The 17,878-nt window shown below is 60.6% G+C and carries 14 protein-coding genes; 5 read left to right on the plus strand and 9 right to left on the minus strand.

Annotation, left to right across the window (positions count from 1 at the left end; genetic code table 11):
* Positions 1 to 32: 32 nt before the first annotated feature.
* Positions 33 to 1,358: a sensor histidine kinase gene (locus GGU46_RS13820; protein ID WP_183404115.1), complete on the minus strand. Its 1,326-nt coding sequence runs from the start codon at positions 1,356 to 1,358 to the stop codon at positions 33 to 35.
* Between the two features lie 309 nt (positions 1,359 to 1,667).
* On the opposite strand from GGU46_RS13820, the gene GGU46_RS13825 reads away from it, so the two are divergent.
* On the plus strand, positions 1,668 to 2,285 hold the full coding sequence (locus tag GGU46_RS13825; protein ID WP_183404116.1) for a DUF6624 domain-containing protein: 618 nt from the start codon (positions 1,668 to 1,670) through the stop codon (positions 2,283 to 2,285).
* Positions 2,286 to 2,518: 233 nt separating this feature from the next.
* Positions 2,519 to 4,252: a M14 family metallopeptidase gene (locus GGU46_RS13830; RefSeq protein ID WP_183404117.1), complete on the plus strand. Its 1,734-nt coding sequence runs from the start codon at positions 2,519 to 2,521 to the stop codon at positions 4,250 to 4,252.
* Between the two features lie 157 nt (positions 4,253 to 4,409).
* On the opposite strand, the gene GGU46_RS13835 is transcribed toward GGU46_RS13830, so the two are convergent.
* The 7 genes from GGU46_RS13835 to dnaG form a co-directional block, all read right to left on the minus strand.
* On the minus strand, positions 4,410 to 5,249 hold the full coding sequence (locus GGU46_RS13835) for a hypothetical protein (RefSeq protein WP_183404118.1): 840 nt from the start codon (positions 5,247 to 5,249) through the stop codon (positions 4,410 to 4,412).
* A gap of 239 nt (positions 5,250 to 5,488) precedes the next feature.
* A complete protein-coding gene (locus tag GGU46_RS13840; protein WP_183404119.1) occupies positions 5,489 to 6,082 on the minus strand; it encodes a hypothetical protein in 594 nt (197 codons plus the stop codon).
* A gap of 181 nt (positions 6,083 to 6,263) precedes the next feature.
* Positions 6,264 to 7,508 (minus strand): bifunctional 3,4-dihydroxy-2-butanone-4-phosphate synthase/GTP cyclohydrolase II, encoded by a 1,245-nt coding sequence (locus GGU46_RS13845; protein WP_183404120.1) that lies wholly within the window; start codon positions 7,506 to 7,508, stop codon positions 6,264 to 6,266.
* 379 nt (positions 7,509 to 7,887) lie between these two features.
* Positions 7,888 to 8,691 (minus strand): pyrroline-5-carboxylate reductase, encoded by an 804-nt coding sequence (gene proC / locus GGU46_RS13850; protein WP_183404295.1) that lies wholly within the window; start codon positions 8,689 to 8,691, stop codon positions 7,888 to 7,890.
* 324 nt (positions 8,692 to 9,015) lie between these two features.
* A complete protein-coding gene (locus tag GGU46_RS13855) occupies positions 9,016 to 10,221 on the minus strand; it encodes a glycosyltransferase (RefSeq protein ID WP_183404122.1) in 1,206 nt (401 codons plus the stop codon).
* Positions 10,205 to 11,431 carry a glycosyltransferase family 4 protein gene (locus GGU46_RS13860; protein WP_183404124.1) on the minus strand — a complete coding sequence of 409 codons (1,227 nt, stop codon included), beginning with the start codon at positions 11,429 to 11,431 and terminating at the stop codon, positions 10,205 to 10,207. Before GGU46_RS13860 ends, GGU46_RS13855 begins: the two co-directional genes overlap by 17 nt.
* A 98-nt stretch (positions 11,432 to 11,529) precedes the next feature.
* On the minus strand, positions 11,530 to 13,602 hold the full coding sequence (gene dnaG / locus GGU46_RS13865; protein ID WP_183404126.1) for a DNA primase: 2,073 nt from the start codon (positions 13,600 to 13,602) through the stop codon (positions 11,530 to 11,532).
* Positions 13,603 to 13,869: 267 nt separating this feature from the next.
* Here dnaG and GGU46_RS13870 point away from each other — a divergent pair, with 267 nt between their 5' ends.
* Positions 13,870 to 14,973: an Mrp/NBP35 family ATP-binding protein gene (locus GGU46_RS13870; RefSeq protein WP_183404128.1), complete on the plus strand. Its 1,104-nt coding sequence runs from the start codon at positions 13,870 to 13,872 to the stop codon at positions 14,971 to 14,973.
* A 219-nt stretch (positions 14,974 to 15,192) separates the two neighbouring features.
* Positions 15,193 to 15,528, plus strand: coding sequence for a NifU family protein (locus tag GGU46_RS13875; protein WP_183404130.1), 336 nt, complete (start codon positions 15,193 to 15,195; stop codon positions 15,526 to 15,528).
* A gap of 93 nt (positions 15,529 to 15,621) precedes the next feature.
* Here GGU46_RS13875 and GGU46_RS13880 read toward each other — a convergent pair whose 3' ends face one another.
* Positions 15,622 to 16,122 carry a hypothetical protein gene (locus tag GGU46_RS13880; protein ID WP_183404131.1) on the minus strand — a complete coding sequence of 167 codons (501 nt, stop codon included), beginning with the start codon at positions 16,120 to 16,122 and terminating at the stop codon, positions 15,622 to 15,624.
* A 376-nt stretch (positions 16,123 to 16,498) separates the two neighbouring features.
* On the opposite strand from GGU46_RS13880, the gene fahA reads away from it, so the two are divergent.
* Positions 16,499 to 17,782, plus strand: coding sequence for a fumarylacetoacetase (fahA, locus tag GGU46_RS13885; protein WP_183404133.1), 1,284 nt, complete (start codon positions 16,499 to 16,501; stop codon positions 17,780 to 17,782).
* Positions 17,783 to 17,878: the final 96 nt, after the last annotated feature.

The following is a 17,878-nucleotide window of genomic DNA, read 5'->3' on the forward strand; positions in this document are numbered from 1 at the left end:
ACCCTGTTGCCGACATTTATTTTTCTTACCCTCTACGCGGCCGGCAGCCACAAACTAAAGGCGCTGCCCTGCCCCAGCTCGCTGCGCAGCGTAACGTGGCCGCCGTGGCGTTCCGCCACCTGGCGCACATAATAGAGCCCCAGCCCGAACCCTTTCACCGAATGCAGGTTGCCCGTTGGCACGCGAAAAAAGCGGTCAAACACCGCCGCCTGGTCACTGCCGGCAATCCCGATGCCATCATCCTGCACCGTCAGTTGCCAGCCGCCGGCCGTACGACGGCTACTTACCTGGATGGATACAGATTCCTTGGAATACTTAATAGCGTTATCGAGCAAGTTGTTAATCGCGCCTTCCAGATGGAAACGGTCGGCCCGTATCACCTCGTCTGGGGCCATTTCGAGCTGAAAATGCACTGGCTTGTCGGCTTGTAGCTGGTGCCGGCACACGGCTGCCTGTACCAACTCGGCTGGTCGTACTGCTTCCGGATGCAACACCAGGTGGGCCTGCTCTTCCGTGGCGATAGTCAGGACTTTATCGACTAAGTCGGCGAGGCGTCGCAGCTCGGTGCGGGCAATGTGCAGGTAGGTCCGGGCTTTTGGCGGGTCGGCCTGCAAGCCGAAGCGCGCGAGGGTTTCAACGGCCGCCGTCACGGTTGCCAGCGGCGTTTTTAACTCGTGCGTCATGTTATTGATAAAGTCATTTTTGACCTCCACCAGCTTGCGCTGAGCGCGCAGCGTGTGCCATACCAGCACGAAGCAACTGCCGGTTAGCACGAGCAGAAGCAGGGAGCCACCAAGCAAACCGCCCAACCGCTGCCAGAGGTACGAGGTAGGCGGCAACGGGCGGGCCTGCGCGTAGAGGCCATACGCCGGGCTCAGCAGTACTGGTGGCGGGTGGTGAGCCGTCAGCAGAGGTGGTTGGGTAGTTAGCACAGATGCCCTCGGCCTGCGCCGCAGCGAAAAGGTATCGAGCCCGGCCGCTGCCGAATCAATGCCGCGCTGGTGGAGTTGCTGCCGGTAAGCATGCGTTAAGCCAGCTAGGCCCACGTGGGTACCGCTGCTCCAGTCGTCTAAGATGATATGGCTAGGGTTACGTCTGCTCGTTTGAGTATCCTGCGGAGCGCCGGCTCCGGGCTGAATAGTGACCGTTGACGCTTGCATGAGACGGCGGCGTGGGCTAATGCGGGAAACACTGGTGCCTGCCAGATGCAGGTTGAAGCGAGGCGTTTGCGGAGCCCACACGTCGGCCAGCAGTTGCTGCTGCACCGCCGCCACTACGGCCTGGTGCAGCTCCCGGTCAAACTGCAGGCGGGTGAGTCGGTACGTGCTGACCAGCCAATAGGCCTGAAATCCGTTCATGCCCAGCAGGCAACCGGCTAAGAGCCAGGGAAGAAGAAAGGCGCGGGATTTCATGGACAGGCAATGGGCATACACAAACATACAACCTGCTGTATGCCAACCAGGGCATTTAACACTAGTTAACACTAGTTAACAGGGGTTTACATAGGCGGAAGCTTGCTTTGTATCGGCAAATCACCACTCATACCCCTATCCATGCGATACCTAATCAGTATTCTTTCGGCACGCCTCCCCCTACCCGCCCAGATTTTCCTGCTTCAGGCTCCAGCCTACGTGAAGCCACGCCTCTTTAAGCTGTGCTTATTGCTTATGCTCATAGCAATGGTCGGGCGTACGGATGCCACGGCCCAACGGACGCCGCCAGCCGTGCTGTTTCCCCAGTTAAGCAAGACACTTGACAGCCTGGCGTACGTGGACCAGTGGCCCATGCAGCGGATGTTTCAGCAGCAGCCCGACAGTGCCGGCCGCAATCTGGAGGAGGTTGAGAAAGAAAACTATGCTCGCCACCAGCCCATTCTGGAAAAAATTGTGCGCCAGTACGGCTATCCTGGCTTCCGGCAGGTAGGCGAACAAAGCGCTACCAATTTTTGGCTGTTGGTGCAGCACGCTGATGCGTACCCCAACTTTCAACGGCAGGTGCTCAGGTTGATGAAGCCGGAAGTAAAACGCAAAAACGCCAATCCGGTTAATTATGCCTATCTGACGGACCGGGTCGCGCTTAATACGGGGCACCTCGGAGAGTATGGCACCCAGGTTCTCTACGAGGGTGCTGGCCCAACGATACGAGCCGTAGCGAGGCCTCTGCGTAAGCCCGCCCGCGTCAATAAGCGTAGAGCCGCTGTTGGCCTGGAACCACTGGAAACCTATCTGGAAAACACAACCAATATGACCCGCGAGATGAACGCCCCGAAAGGTCCGGTAAAATAAATCGGCCGTCCGCTCCAACTACCGGGGAAGTAGCCCCAGGCCTGGTCTTGGGTAAAGAGGTGGTGGTATAGTCGGATGTAGGGGGATTCATCCGCCCTCTGTCCCGATGAATTATAGCACACAACGGTGCGGCGGCGGCCTGCCAGGTAGTGAAAAAGTCAGGAGCTGTGCGCAGGATGCCGCGTTTTTAGGCTATTTGCACCTTAGATATTCGCTTCTCCTCTTCCTGCCTTATGCTCGCACTGCTCCTTTCCTCTTTTCTGCTGACTGGCCCCGCCCTACCCCCCACCGACTGGCGAACCCCTTTCGAGAAAGGCAACGGCAACACCACGACCACCCACGCCGAGTGCATCAGCTACTACCAGCAGCTCGACGCGGCCTACCCTGAGATTCAGCTGCGAGAGGTGGGTAGCACCGATAGCGGCCGGCCCCTGCACGAGGTGGTCGTGTCGTTGGATGGCGACTTCGAGCCGGCTTCCCTGCGCGGTAAGGGCAAGCGGGTGGTGTTTATTCAGAACGGCATTCACCCGGGCGAGCCGGAGGGCATTGATGCCAGTATGATGCTGGCCCGCGACTACGTGCAGAAAAAAGAGCTGCGCCGCCAGCTGGCCGATGTGGTGCTCGTGTTCATCCCGATATACAACGTGGATGGCTCCCTGAACCGTAATTCCACCACCCGCACCAACCAGAACGGCCCCGAGAGCTACGGCTTCCGGGGCAACGCCCGCAACCTCGACCTGAACCGGGACTACATCAAGCAGGACTCGCGCAACGCCCGCTCCTTTGCCCAGCTGTTTCAGCGCTGGCAGCCCGATATCTACGTGGACACCCACACCTCCAACGGGGCCGACTACCAGTACACCATGACCCTCATTGCCACGCAGAAAGACAAGCTGCACCCGGCCCTGAGCCAGTACCTGCAGCAGAAGCTGCTACCCTCCCTGTACGGGGGCATGGACCAGAAGAAGTGGTATCTGACGCCCTACGTCGATTTTGAGGGCCGCACCCCCGATGCCCGCGGCCTGGTGGGCTTTCTGGAAACGCCGCGCTACTCCACCGGCTACACTACCTTGTTCAACACCATCGGGTTCGTGACGGAAACCCACATGCTGAAGGCCTACACGCCCCGCGTAAAAGCCACCTACGACTTCCTGGATCTGCTGATTAAAACCGTGCATCAGGATGCTGCCGCCATTGCCCAGGCCCGCGCCACGGCCGCCGAGCAAACCCGCGCCCAGCAGCAATTTGCCCTGGGCTGGCGCCTCGATACTACCCAGGCGGAGCGCTTCACCTTCCGGGGGTTTGAGGGCAAAACCAAGCCCAGCGAGGTAAGCGGCCGGCCCCGCCTCTCCTACGACCGAAAGGCACCTTATACCAAATCAATTCTGTACTACAACACCTTCCGCCCCACCGTAACCGTGCAGCGGCCCCGGGCCTACGTGGTGCCCCAGGCCTGGGGCGAGGTAGTGGACCGCCTGGGCCTCTCCGGGGTGCAGCTGCGGCAGCTCCCGGCTGATACCACCATCAGCGGGGAGGTGTACTACATTCAGGATTACAAAACCAGCCCCCGCCCCTACGAAGGCCATTACCTCCACTCGCAGGTACAGGTGCGCCCCGTGCGCCAAAGCCTTGCTTTCCTGCGCGGCGACTACGTGGTAACGCTCAGCCAGCCCGCCGCCCGCTACCTCATCGAAACCCTGGAACCCCAGGCTACCGACTCCTTTTTCGCCTGGGGCTTCTTTGACAGCATTCTGCAGCAGAAAGAGCACTTTTCCGACTACGTTTTTGAGGACATAGCCGCCAATCTGTTACGCCAGAAACCCGAGCTGCGCGCCCAGCTAGAAGCCAAGAAGAAAGCTGAGCCCGCCTTCGCCGCCAGCGCCCAGGCCCAGCTCGATTGGGTGTACCGCCAGTCGGAGCACTACGAGCCGAGCCACCTGCGCTACCCCGTGCTGCGGGTGCTATAATCTGCCCGCCCGGTCCGACACCGGAGGCGTCCGGCCGGTTGACGTCCGCGCCTTCAGCGCAGCTTTCGCCTACCCCCGGCTGCCAGTCAAACCCCACCGGATGGGTGCCGGCACGCAGGTAGCTAACTGCCCCGACGCCTTTGGCGTTGGGGCGGGCTTACTTCTTCTCCAGAGAATTGGCGTAGTTCACCAGATAAGCCAATTCGCGGGCTTCAGTGTAGCTGAGCTTGTTTTCCTTGGCGTACTGCTCAATCTGGCGCGCGTGGGTGCGGAAGTAGTTGAGCAGGTCCTTCTTGGGGTTGCGCAGACTCAGCACATTGCCGTTGGGCAGGCCCAGGAAGAAGTTGTCTTTTACATCGGTGTAGTAGCCCATCGTGCGCCCGGGCATGCCGCCGCCATAGCCGTAGGGGCCATACGGGCCGTTGTAGGTAATGGGGCGCTCCACCAGGCCTTCGCGGCGCAGCAGAATAATGGGGCCGCCGCTGAGCTGCTCGAAAAAGCCCGGGGCCCGGAAGTCGCTGTACTCATTGTCGCGGTTCCAGCGGTAGGTCCGGAACACGCGCACCAGCGCCGTATCGGGCCGCTCGCGGCGCTGCGGACGCGGCAGGGTGTTGAAGTAGGGGTTGCCGTAGTAATAGCCCTGGCGCATGGAGTAAAAGTCGTCGTAGTAGTACCGCTCCCGACTCCGGTCATACCGCTCGCCCTGCACGGCAAAGCTCTGCACACTAACCGCGGGCAGGGTACGAACGGTGTTATCGGGCAGGGTCATGGTCAGCGTTTCCTCGGAGCGGTGCAGCGCCAGCGGCCCGGCAATGGTGTCGCCGGTACTCAGCAGCACGGTGGCGCGGTCAAACTGCTGCGTAAAGCCTTTGCCGGTCCGCTGGGCCTGGGTGGCCAGCGGGAGCAGCAGCGCTGCCGCCGCCAGCAGCCGCTTGCCGCCGCCCCACCACTTCCGGCCGAAACCCGCCTTTCTACTTATCAAACCCAGTATAGTCATGGTGCGAAGTGAGAAATATTCTGCGGCTACCCCTGCTACGGAGCCGTAACGCTGGCAGCAACCAACGAGTTAAGCGTTTGCACCAACTGCCTCACGTCGGCGGCGTGCGGGTTGGAAATTGTACGGGCGGCGGCGGCCATTTGGCTATGGTAACGCGGTTCACACGCCACTATTTCAGGTACTGGTTTTTTCAGCTCCCGAAAGGCCCCGTCGGGGGCAATCAGAAAATACGTGGAACGTCATTCCGGTATCCACTGGGTTTCAGATTCTAGCTTGACACCGATTGGCCCCGTATAATTTTTAACAACGCGGCTTTCCGCTACTTCCTGCTGCAGCAAGATAAAAGAACCGCTTTCCAGCACCTCAAATAGCTCATACTGCGGCACGGTACTCCCCACAACGGAGCTTGTGACAGCCCGCGAGATATAATGCCGCCTTCCCAGATGAACACTCTGAAAGTTCTGCTGCGGTGGGCTGTACTGCCAGACTCCACCTTGTTGGGCAGATAAAGGCTCCCTTGCCAGACGGTTGGGCCGATTATCAATTATCATGGGCTGCAGGCTTACCTGACGAGTGCGCGCTACCTCATGTTCTGCTACCACCAGCCTGATGTGCCGGGCCGACAGCGTATGGGTGGGCTGCCCGGCCTGCCGAACGGCTACGGTGTGCAGCTGCGGAAATAGCTGCAGCGCCCCGCGCAACGTATCGCCCTGCTGGGTTACCACCAGCCCCGCCAGAAAGTTGCGCTCTGTGTCTCCCTGCGCCGCAGCGTGGCCGACCACGAATGTGCCTGCCAGTAATCCAATAGCCCCCCGGAGTAGTACTTGCATCATCGTATAGGCAGGAAAAATTAGTAGTATTTCTGTCTTTCGCTACAATAATCACACCACCTTGGCGCTGCCTGCCCGGGGTAGCTACCGGCAACCGCCAGGGCCCGGTGTATAAACAGAAACGGCTGCCTTTCCGCACTTGGGTAAGTCCGAAAAGGCAGCCGGTGGCTGGCGGCACGGCCGTTTAGTGCGCCGCGGTGGGCGTTACATCGGGGTGCGGGGTGCGGTCTTTGTGCAGAATGGTGTGGCCCAGCTTGTCGCGCTTGGTGGTGAGGTAGCGCTCATTGTGCTCGTTGGGCTCCACCTCAATAGCTACCGACTCCACGATTTCGAGGCCGTAGCCCATCAGGCCGGTGCGCTTGCGCGGGTTGTTGGAGAGCAAGCGCATCTTGCTGATGCCCAGGTCACGCAGCAGGGCTGCTCCTACCCCATAGTCGCGCTCATCCATGCCGAAGCCCAGCTCGATGTTGGCCTCTACCGTGTCGCGGCCCTGCTCCTGCAGCTTGTAGGCGCGCAGCTTGTTCAGGAGGCCAATGCCGCGGCCTTCCTGGTTCATGTACACAATAACCCCGCGGCCTTCGCGCTCAATCTGCTGCATGGCGCGGTGCAGCTGGGGGCCACAGTCGCAGCGGCAGCTGCCGAAGATGTCGCCGGTTACGCAGGAGCTATGCACGCGCACGAGCACCGGCTCGGGGCCCGAGATGTCGCCTTTTACCAGGGCCAGGTGCTGGGCGTTGGTGCTGCGCTGGGTGTAGGCAATCAGGTCGAAGTTGCCGTAGTCGGTGGGCAGCTTCACCGAAATTTCGCGGGTAATGAGGCTTTCCTTTTCGAGGCGGTACTTAATCAGGTCCTGCACCGAAATCAGCTTCAGATTCCACTTATCGGCAATTTCGCGCAGCTCCGGCAGGCGGGCCATTTCGCCATCTTCCTTCAGAATTTCTACCAGCACCCCAGCCGGCTCAAACCCGGCGAGACGGGCCAGGTCGATAGCCGCTTCGGTGTGGCCAGCGCGGCGCAGTACGCCGTCCTTGCGGGCTTTCAGGGGGAAGATGTGGCCTGGCTTGCCCAGCTCCTCGGGCTTGGTGTCGGGGTCGATGAGGGCCAGAATGGTTTTGGAGCGGTCGGAGGCCGAAATGCCGGTGGTTACGCCGTTCTTCAGCAAATCAATGCTAACGGTGAAGGGCGTGGCGTGCAGGGCCGTGTTGCGGCCTACCATCAGCTCCAGGCCCAGCTCTTCGCAGCGCTGCTCAATCAGCGGGGCGCACACCAGGCCGCGGCCGTGGGTGGCCATGAAATTGATGACTTCGGGGGTGGCACAACGGGCGGCGCAAATAAAGTCGCCTTCGTTTTCACGGTCTTCGTCGTCCACAACCACCACTACCTTTCCGGCGCGGATATCGGCAATGGCTTCTTCGATGGAATCCAGCATGAAATAGCGGATGTAAAACAGATGAGGGGGATTTCGCGGGGTTGTTCGGGCGGGAACAGGTGCGAAGCTGCTGCTACAACCAGCAACGGCCGCCCGAAGTTACGAAATGGTGAATTGGGTGAATGGTGAGGAGGTGAATGGTAATAGGTGACAGGTGACAGGTGACAGGTGAATGGTAACAGGTGACAGGTGACGAGGTAAATGGTGAGGAAGTGATGAGGTAGCGTGGGAGGCACAGTGGGTCATAGGTTTGCAGCCGTAGAAGGGGTAGCAGAATGTATCACCGCGTAGGGGTGCAAGAAACATTCGGCCGACGCCTCTTACCTGTCACCTGTTACCATTCACCTCCTCACCATTCACCTCCTCACCATTCACCTCCTCACTCTTTCGCCAGCTCGGTGGCGCGGTGCTGGGCGGCTTTGATGCCGGCGGCCAGGGTTTCGGCGAGGTGGCCGGCCTGAAATTCGCGCAGGGCGGCTTCGGTGGTGCCGCCCTTGGAGGCCACGGCGGCAATCAGCTCGTCGGGGGTTTTGTCGGAGGTATTGAGCAGGTGGTAGGCGCCCAGCATGGTTTGCTTCACCAGCAGCCCGGCCACCGATTCGGAGAAACCCAGCTCCTGCCCGGCCCGCATCATGGCCTGCACAATGTAGTAGAAGTAGGCCGGCCCGCTGCCGCTCACGGCCGTAACGGCGTCGAGCAGGCTCTCATCTTCCAGGAAAATAGAGCGCCCGGTGGCGTTCAGTAGGTTTTCTACCTGGTGCAGGCGGCTGCGCTCTACCTCCGGCGCGGCCGAAAACCCGGTGATGCCCATGCCCAGCAGGGCCGGCGTGTTGGGCATGGCCCGCAGCACCTGCTGGTGCCCCAGCTCCCGCTGCAGCCGCGCAATCGGGATGCCCGCCATGATGGACACCACCACCTGCTCGGGCCGCAGCACGGCGCGCAATCCTTCGGCTATTTTGCCAAAGTCCTGGGGTTTTACGGCCACCAGCACCACATCGTAGGTGCCCACGGTGGGCGTCAGCTCGGCGCTGGGCAGGCCGGGGTGAGCGGTTGCCAGGCGCTGGCAGTGTTCCTGATGGCGGCCCAGGAGCAGCAGGTCGGCGCGGGCCACGAGGTTGTAGTGCAGAAAGGCTTTGGCGAAGGCCATGCCCATGTTGCCACAGCCCAGAATGGCGATACGCAGGGTTTTCATACGTTTTCGGGGTGAGGAGGTGAAAAAGTGATGAAGTGAGGAGGCAGCTGGTGACAGGGAACGGGCGAGTGGAAATGAAATAGGATAATAGGGTGGCAAAATAGCCAAAGGCCCGAATCAGCCCCGGAGGAGCGGCCTATCGGTAGCAATTCACGGTAGAAAACACGTCAAAGCTCCCGCGGGGCGACGCCCAATCGTTCATCGAGCGGTTTCGCCCCGCAGGGGCTTTGTTCTACCTAACCAACTATTTGCTACCGCTAGCCCGCCCCGCTGAGGCACCTGTCACGATTCACCTCCTCACCCCATCACCCTACCTCACCTTTTATGCTGAAACCGCTGCGTGGGCTCCCAAACGGTGGTTTTCACGCCTTTCAAAAAGCGCCACAGGCCTACCAGTAGGGCCATGTTCATGCTGTAGAAGTGGGTAATGAAGCGCAGGAGCCGGAAATGCACGTTCAGGCGGTGCAAGGCCGAGTCCAGAAGTAGCACGGCCGGGGCCGCGACCTGCCCGGCCAGCATGAGCTGGTAAAACCAGCCCGCACCGCGCAGCACCAGTACCAGGTTGCTCAGCAGCATCAGCACCAGCAGCAGGGGCGTCAGCCAACGCAGCACCTTGTGCGACCAGTAGGCAAAGCTCACGCCCCGCCACGGCGGCCACAGCAGGCGCCGGAACGCCACCAGGTTCTGGAAGTTGCCGGTGGAGATGCGAGCCTTGCGCCGGAACTCCTCCGGCAGCTTATCCGATACGTCCTCGTGGCAAATGGCTTCCAGCTCGTTGATGGCCTGGTAGCCCTCCTGCAGCACGGCCATCGAGATGAAAAAGTCATCGACGATGAAGGAGCTTGGCGCCGGCTGGTAGCACTCCCGCCGCACGGCAAAGCAGCCGCCAAAGGCCCCGATCATAGCGCCCCACACCACGCCTTCCTGATACTTCAGCAGGTTTTCGCGCTCCAGGTAGGCTTTTTCCTGGCCGGAAATGCCGGCGTGGCGGCTGTCGGGGTTCAGGATGTTGCCGCCCACCTGCCCTACGTGCGGGTTTCGGAAGTGCTTGACGAGGTGGTAAAGCGTATCGGGGGTGAAGAACACGTTGGCATCCGTCAGCACCAGCACCGGGGCCGTAGCCTCCGCCGACAACGCTTCCATCACGCCGGGCTTGCCGGTGCGCTGGTGAAAGGGCCGGAACCGCAGCTGGGGGTAGGCGGCGGAGAGCCGGGTTATCAGGGCGTTGGTTTGGTCCTGGGAATTGTCGGAGCCGATGTAAAAAGTAAGCTTATCGAGCGGATAAGAGGTAGCAAAGGTGGAGCGAATCTTTTCCTCTATTACCTGCTCCTCGTTGTACACAGCCAGAAGAATATCCACGGGGGGGAGCTCCGGGTCGGCGGGCCCGTACACCTGCTGGTTTTGCTTGCGGCCGCGGGCCAGGCGGGCCAGCAGCAGCGGGAACAGCACGTAGGTATGCGCTATCAGCAGCAGGCTACCCCAGAGCACGGCCGCAACCCCGGCATCAACGAGTGGCAGCACGGGGTTGGGGCGTCAGGATGGTGTACAGATCCAGGAAGCTTTCTACCACCCGGCGGTTGTCGTAGAGGCGGGCGATGGTGCGGGCGGCTTCCTCGCCAATGTCCTGCTGGCCCAGCTCCCCGCGGTAGTAGCGGCCCAGGCGGTCAATCCACTCCGAAGGCTCGTCGCAGAGCACAATGTCGAAGTTGTCGCGCACATGAATGCCTTCGGAACCCAGGCCGGTGCTGATAATGCACTTGCCCAGGGCCATGCCTTCAATGATTTTGATGCGCATGCCGCCCCCGCTGAGTAAGGGTACCAGCATCACCTCGTACCGCTGCATAAACTCAGCCGCCGACTCCACGAAACCGTGAATGGTGACGCCGGGCAGGTTAAGGTTGCGGATGTGGGGCGGAGTTTCCTTGCCGGCAATGTGCAGCTCCAGCTCGGGATACAGCTCATGCGCCCGGGGCCACACCTCACGCAGCAGCCAGTCCACACCTTCTTGGTTGGGCAGCCAATCCAGGGAGCCAATCATAAACAGGGTGCGCGGCTTGGGCCGGATGGCGGGGTCGCGCTGAAACCGGTTCAAATCGACGCCCGCGGGCACAAACACCACCGGCTCCTGGCAGCCCAGCTCCCGCAGGCGGCGTTGGTCGGGCTCAGTAATGGCCGCCACAGCATCGAAACGCGGCAGAGTGCGGTGCTCGAAGCGGCGCAGACGTTTGGCCAGATGACTGAGGTAGAAGCGCTTCAGCACGTTGGTTTCGCGCTCGGCCAGCATCTGCCAGATGGTGTACTCCACGTTATGGGCCCGCAGCACCACCGGAATGCCGGGCGCCAGGCGCTGCACCGTATCCACGTACCACGAAACCAAGCCGCCCTCCACCTGAATCACATCAATGGTTTCCGTGCTCAAGACCTCCTGCAAACGCGCTACCACCGCCGGACTCACGAAACGCTCGATGTTATAAGGCAGCTCGCTGAACAGCAGATTCCGCAGGGCTTTCACCGGCGAGAGGCGGGTGTCTACACTCACCGGAATCAGGCGCACCAGGGGTCCCAGGTGGTCGAGCACGGTGGCGGGCTGGTGGTGCTTGGGCGTGTTGAGGGCCAGCACCGTTACCTGGTGCCCCGCCCGGCTCAGGCCCGCCGTTACGTCGTACATGGCAATGGCCCCGCCATCGGTGGGCGGATACGGAACGCGCGGACAGAGCTGGAGGATGTGCACAGGCAAAGGAGCTGGTGAGGCGCGTAAAGCTACAAAGAAGAACCACTGCCCGCCGACAGCCTCGTCAGTTTCCTACCCCCGCCCACGTCGCAAACCCCTTACATAGCCGCCCGCGGAATGACGGTACCGAGCAAACTGGCCAGCTGGTTATCCATCTGCTTGAGCAGGCGAATGTTGGTCAGGTGCTCGTCGAGGGCGGCCTCGTCCATGGGGCGGCGCAGGGCCTCCATGTGCTCGGCCAGGGCACGCTCCACATTCACTTTATTGAAGCGCAGAATGGCGTTGTCGCAGGCGGTTTGGAGCAAATCCAGCTCCCGGGGTACGTAAATCTGGTGGGTTGTCCAGTTGGGGCTCAGTTCATATTTCTCGGTAGCCAACTCTGCCACCAGGGCCCGAATATCAGAGCGGCCGTGCTGGATGAGGGTGCGTACCTCGGGCCAGCGGCCCTGGTTCATTTCCTCCTGGCACAGGTGAAGCAAATCGGCATAAACACCCGTTTTGAAGGGCGTATCCAGCTGCTGCAGCAGGTATTGGGCCACACTGATGTCGGGGGCCAGGGGCTGGGGCGAGTACAGCAGCAACAGGCGCACAATTTCCCGCTCGCACTGCTCCAGCACGTCGGGCACGGGCTCCAGGTCTTCCTTGGTAATGGTCAGCAGGTCGCCGCCACCGCCCATCAGGTCCTCGGGCGAGGCCCCATACATCAAGGCTTCTGCTTCCTCCTCGGGGCTCATGGGCCTTGGGGCCGCATTGGGCGTAGTCTGAGGGGAGTGAGCCTTCTGTTGCCCACCAGCCCCTACCCCACTACTGCTGCCCGAAGCCCCGCCGGCCGCCTTGCCCGAGGCGTTGCGCACCAGCTTGTTGTACTCCGAAATCAGGACCTGCTCATCAATGCTGAAGGCCTGGGAGGTTTGCTGCAGAAACACCTGCCGCTTAATCGGGTCGGGTACTTTGCTGATGCTCTGCAGCACTTCCCGGATGGCCTCGGCCTTCTTCACCGGGTCCTGGGCAGCCTCGCGGCTTACCAGGTCGGTTTTAAACTGAATGAAGTCCTGGCTGGCGTTTTCGAGGTGGTCTTTGAAACGCTGGTCACCGACTTTGCGGATGTAGCTGTCCGGGTCGTCGCCGTCGGGGAACAGCACCACGCGCACGTTCAGGCCGCCTTCCAGCAGCATATCAATCCCCCGCAGCGAAGCCCGGATACCGGCCGCGTCGCCGTCGTAGAGCACCGTAACGTTGTCGGTGTAGCGCTTAATAAGGCGGATCTGCCCATCCGTAAGCGAGGTTCCCGACGAGGCTACCACGTTTTTAATGCCGCCCTGGTGCAAGCTCAGCACGTCGAGGTAGCCTTCTACCAAGTAGCACAGCTCCTCCGTGCGGATGGCCTGCCGACCCTGGTACAGCCCGTAGAGCACATCGGACTTGTGGTAGATTTCCGACTCCGGCGAGTTGAGGTACTTGGCCGTTTTGTCGTTGGGCTTGAGCGTACGCGCCCCGAAGCCGATGACGCGACCTGACACATTGTGAATCGGGAACATCACGCGGCCCCGGAAACGGTCGTAGCGCCGGCCGGTGTCCTGGCCCTGGTCGTCTTCCTTCGTGATGACGAGGCCGGTTTTCTCCAGGTATTTGCGCTCGAAGCCCGCCGCCGTGGCCGATTTCAGCAGGTCATCCCACTGGTCGAGGGAGTAGCCGAGCTCGAAGGTTTTGATGGTCGTCTGGTTGAGGCCGCGCTGGCGCAGGTAGCTCAACCCGATGCCCTGGCCCTCATCGGTGTTCAGCAGCAGGCGGTGGTAGTGGTCCTTGGCCCAGCTGGAAACAATGTACTGAGAGTCCTTTTCGTTTTGGGCCAGCTGCTGCTCGGGCGTCTTTTCTTCCTCCTCAACATCAATCCCGTACTTCTTGGCCAGGTACTTCAGGGCCTCCACGTAGCTGGTGCCCTCAATGTCCATGATAAACTGGACTACCCCGCCAGCCTTGCCGCACCCGAAGCACTTGTACAGCCCTTTGGCCGGCGCCACCGAAAAACTCGGCGACTTCTCGTGGTGAAATGGACAGCAGGCCCACATATTCTGGCCCTTGCGCTTCAGCGACACAAAGTCGCCGACTACCTCCACAATATCGGCGTGGTGGATGATCTGATCAACGGTTTCTTTCGGGATGCGGGCCATACTACCCGCAAAGGTAGGCAGGAAGTAGCGCCAAACCGGGTGAACTTCTTGCCGCCGGCGGCCATCGGCCAGTGCTACCACGCAGGTAAGCGGCCTGAAGAGGAGCCCGAAGTGCCGGTTGCGCTAGCCCTGAAATCAGCTATTTTTTATTTGCTCCAGAAAATTTGACGCTCAGCCTGCGGTGGCTAAGACTGAGTAGGCCAACTTCCGCCCCAGTTTCCGGGTTATCTTTGCGTTTTGCATTTGCACTTTCTTCCCCCGACTATAATGGCAACTATAACCAAAGAAGCCGTCCTGAAGGCCCTGAGCTACGTGGAGGAGCCCGACCTGGGCAAGGACCTCGTGACCCTGAACATGATTGAGGACGTGGCCATTGAGGGCCGCCGCGTGTCGTTTACGGTGGTGCTCACTACCCCCGCCTGCCCCCTCAAACAGCTCATCCATGATGCCTGTGAGCGGGCCATTCATACGATGGTGGATTCGGAGGCGGAGGTGGTCATTGTAATGACCTCGCGCGTGACCACCATGCGCCAGAACCAGGATGTGCTGCCCGGCGTGAAAAACATCATTGCCATTGCCTCGGGCAAGGGCGGCGTGGGCAAAAGCACCGTGACGGCCAACCTGGCCATTGCCCTGGCTAAAACCGGCGCCAAAGTCGGCCTCGTGGATGCCGATATTTCCGGCCCCAGCATGCCGTTGATGTTCGGGGTGGAAGATGCCCGTCCCCACGTGTACCGGAACGAGCAGGGCCGCAACCTGATTCAGCCGGTAGAGGCCCACGGCGTGAAGCTGATGAGCATCGGTTTCCTGGCTCCGGCCGAGTCGGCTATTGTGTGGCGCGGCCCCATGGCCTCTTCGGCGCTCAAGCAGTTCATCACGGAAGTGGAGTGGGGCGGGCTGGACTACCTGCTCCTCGACATGCCTCCCGGCACCTCCGACATCCACCTGACCATGGTGCAGACGGTGCCCGTAACCGGCTCCCTCATCGTGACTACGCCCCAGAAAGTAGCCCTGGCCGACGCTGAGAAGGGCCTGCAGATGTTCCGCCTACCCCAGATTAACGTGCCGGTGCTGGGCATCGTGGAGAACATGGCTTGGTTTACTCCCGCCGAGCTACCCGAAAACAAGTACTTCATCTTTGGTGAAGGCGGCGGCCAGCAACTGGCCGATAAACATCAGGTGCCGCTGCTGGGCCACATTCCGCTGGTGCAGAGCATCCGCGAAAACGGCGACCAGGGCACGCCCGCCATCCTGCAGGAAGGCTCGCCGGCCGCAGCCGTGTTCGAGCAGCTGGCCGAGGACTTGGCCCGCCAGGTTTCCATCCGCAACGCCGTGGCGCCCCGCACCAACGTGGTGCAGATGAACTCGTAGGCAGCGCTGTCTTTTAATCACAGATTAACGCTGATTTCTTTCATTGCGCTGATTTCCGGGCTGTGCAATCGGCCCGGCGAACTTCTGACCCGCCCGGCGGGTTGATTTCCTGAACGGCAAAAGCCGTATCTTTGTCCATCTTTTCCCGCTGAGCTGCCGGGCCGCCGACTTCTTTTTGAAATCAGTGTAGTCCGAAAAATCAGCGTTAATCTGCGATTCATGACGCATTCCGCCGCCGTAGAACACCATCCGCTCCTGCCCCGCATCGAGCAGGCCCTGGACACCATCCGGCCCTACCTCGCCGCCGACGGAGGCAATGTGCGCGTGCTGGACATCACCGAAGACATGGTGCTGCAGCTGGAGCTGCTGGGCGCCTGCGGCACCTGCCCCATGTCGCCGATGACGCTGAAAGCCGGCGTGGAAGAGTCGGTGAAGAAAGCAGTACCGGAAATCCGGTCCGTGGAGGCCATCAACGTGACGCCCATGGGCGAGCAGCCCGCCGGCCAGACTGGCCGTCCCGTGCAGCCTAACCCGGTGCCCACCCCGCAGTTTTAGATTTCTGAAGTTTATACAGCAGCGCCCCGCTCCTGCCGGTTTTCCGGTGGGGGCGGGGCGCTGTGGTTTTGAGGAGGAGAGGCTGCTAATTCTTCACTCCGACTTTCTTCTGTTTTTCAGTTCCTGAATATCGGCTAAATCCTTGGGACGGGCGCTGGTGGCTTTATCAACCAACAAATCCTGATACCCAATGAAGGCAATTTCAATCCCGGACAACTGTACGACTTCTCTGGCTGCAAAAGCAGCTGCGAATCTTAATGAAGCCTTAAGCTTGGGCAAAAGGTCCAGGGTGAAATCGTCCAGCTCATATTTGAAAAAAGACTGTTTCGGAGCAGGCTGCTTTTCATTTCTGAAGCTTGTCACCTCCTGCCCAAGCTCCTCTAACGCATCCAACAAATTGAAATAGTTTTGGTACGACGGATTGTACCAGAAATCCAAATCCGGCTTATCGGCAATAGCTCCGGAAGAAACAGTAGAGTAGCGAAAATAGCCGTGTAGTGCCACTGCTGTTCCGCCAACAATCATGTACTCCACTGAGTGCTTATTCAAGGTTTGGCAGATGCGTTTGATGCTGTCAAGCAAACTATTTTCCATCAGCAGCGGCCGGCTTTACAGCCTGAATGCTACCCCTCATTAACGTTAACAACTCCTCGAACTGAGTTTGCTTTTCGTTTTTTGAAGGGTGCGGCCCTGCTTTAGCTTCAGACTTCAATGCGGTGAAGCTGGTATGTCGGGTTAGTTTAGCCATGACTGAAAGCAGAGTTTAGCGCTGCTTATGAGTTTCACCAAAGTAACGGCAATACGCAGACTTCTGTTCACGATGGTTGGTGGTTGCTATAACAGCCAGCGCTCAAAATCAGTAGTTTGCTTCTAAAGATACCAACTGCCCGTTATTCCTGCTTTCTACGCCTCGGCACTCATTCCTCCTACCCCGCTACCTTTGCCGCAACCATCCACTACCCTACCCCCTATGGCTAACCCCAACGACCCGAGCCTGCATTCCTGGATTGATATTGCCCCCGGCAGCGACTTTCCCATTCAAAACCTGCCCTTTGGGGTGTTTGAAACCGAGCAGCGCGGGCCGCGCCTGGGCGTAGCCATCGGCGAGTACGTGCTGGATTTGTACGCCGTGGCGCAGCTGGGTTTCTTCCAGGACCTGGAGCTGGGACCCAAAATGCCAAAGATTTTCCGCCGCCGCAGCCTCAACCAGTTTATTGCCCTGGGCCGGCCGGCCTGGCGGGCGGTGCGCCAGCGCGTCTCGGAGCTGCTGCGCCACGACAACGACGCCCTGCGCTCCGACGAGGTGATGCGTGAGTGCCTGCTGCGCCAGAGCGAGGTGCGGATGCTGCGCCCCGTAAAGCCCCACAACTACACCGATTTTTACAGCAGCATCGAGCACGCCACCAACGTGGGCATGATGTTCCGCGACCCGGCCAACGCCCTGCTGCCCAACTGGCGCCACATCCCCATTGGCTACCACGGCCGGGCCTCCTCCATTGTGGTGAGCGGCACCGATATCCGTCGGCCCAACGGGCAGCGCAAGGCCCCCGACGCGGCCGCTCCTACCTTTGGCCCCTCCCAGCAGCTGGATTTTGAGCTGGAAATGGCCTTTGTGGTGGGCCGCGGCACCCAGCTCGGCGACACCGTGCCGGTGCAGAACGCCGAGGACTATATCTTCGGGCTGGTGCTGTTCAACGACTGGAGCGCCCGCGACATTCAGAGCTGGGAGTACGTGCCGCTGGGGCCGTTCCTGGGCAAGAGCTTCGGCAGCAGCGTGTCGCCGTGGGTGGTTACCCTCGATGCCCTGGAGCCCTTCCGGGTGGCCGGGCCGGTGCAGGAACCCGAGCCCCTGCTTTACCTGCGCCAGCTCGATCAGCACAACTTCGACATCAACCTGGAGGTAGCCATTCAGCCCGAAGCCGGCCCGGAAACCACCGTGTCGCGCTCCAACTTCGGGCTGATGTACTGGAGCATGGCCCAGCAGCTGGCCCACCACGCCTCCAACGGTTGCAATCTGCAGGTCGGCGACTTGTACGCTTCGGGTACCATTTCAGGCCCTACCCCCGACTCGCTGGGCTCTATGCTGGAGCTGGCCTGGCGCGGCACCCGCCCCCTACCCCTCTCCGATGGCTCGGAGCGCAAGTTTCTGCTCGATGGCGACCGGGTGACCATGCGCGGCTACTGCGAGCGGGACGGGTTGCGGATTGGCTTTGGCGAGGTCACCGGGAAGGTGCTGCCGGCTGCTCAGCTCTAGCGAAGGTTCCCGCAGAGGGCGCAGAGGTTTTCGCAGAGGAACGCAGTGTTCTGACAAACAAAAACGCCGACCCGATAAAGGTCGGCGTTTTTGCGT

Origin of the sequence: Hymenobacter latericoloratus (assembly GCF_014199535.1) — a bacterium.
Classification (GTDB): domain Bacteria; phylum Bacteroidota; class Bacteroidia; order Cytophagales; family Hymenobacteraceae; genus Hymenobacter; species Hymenobacter latericoloratus.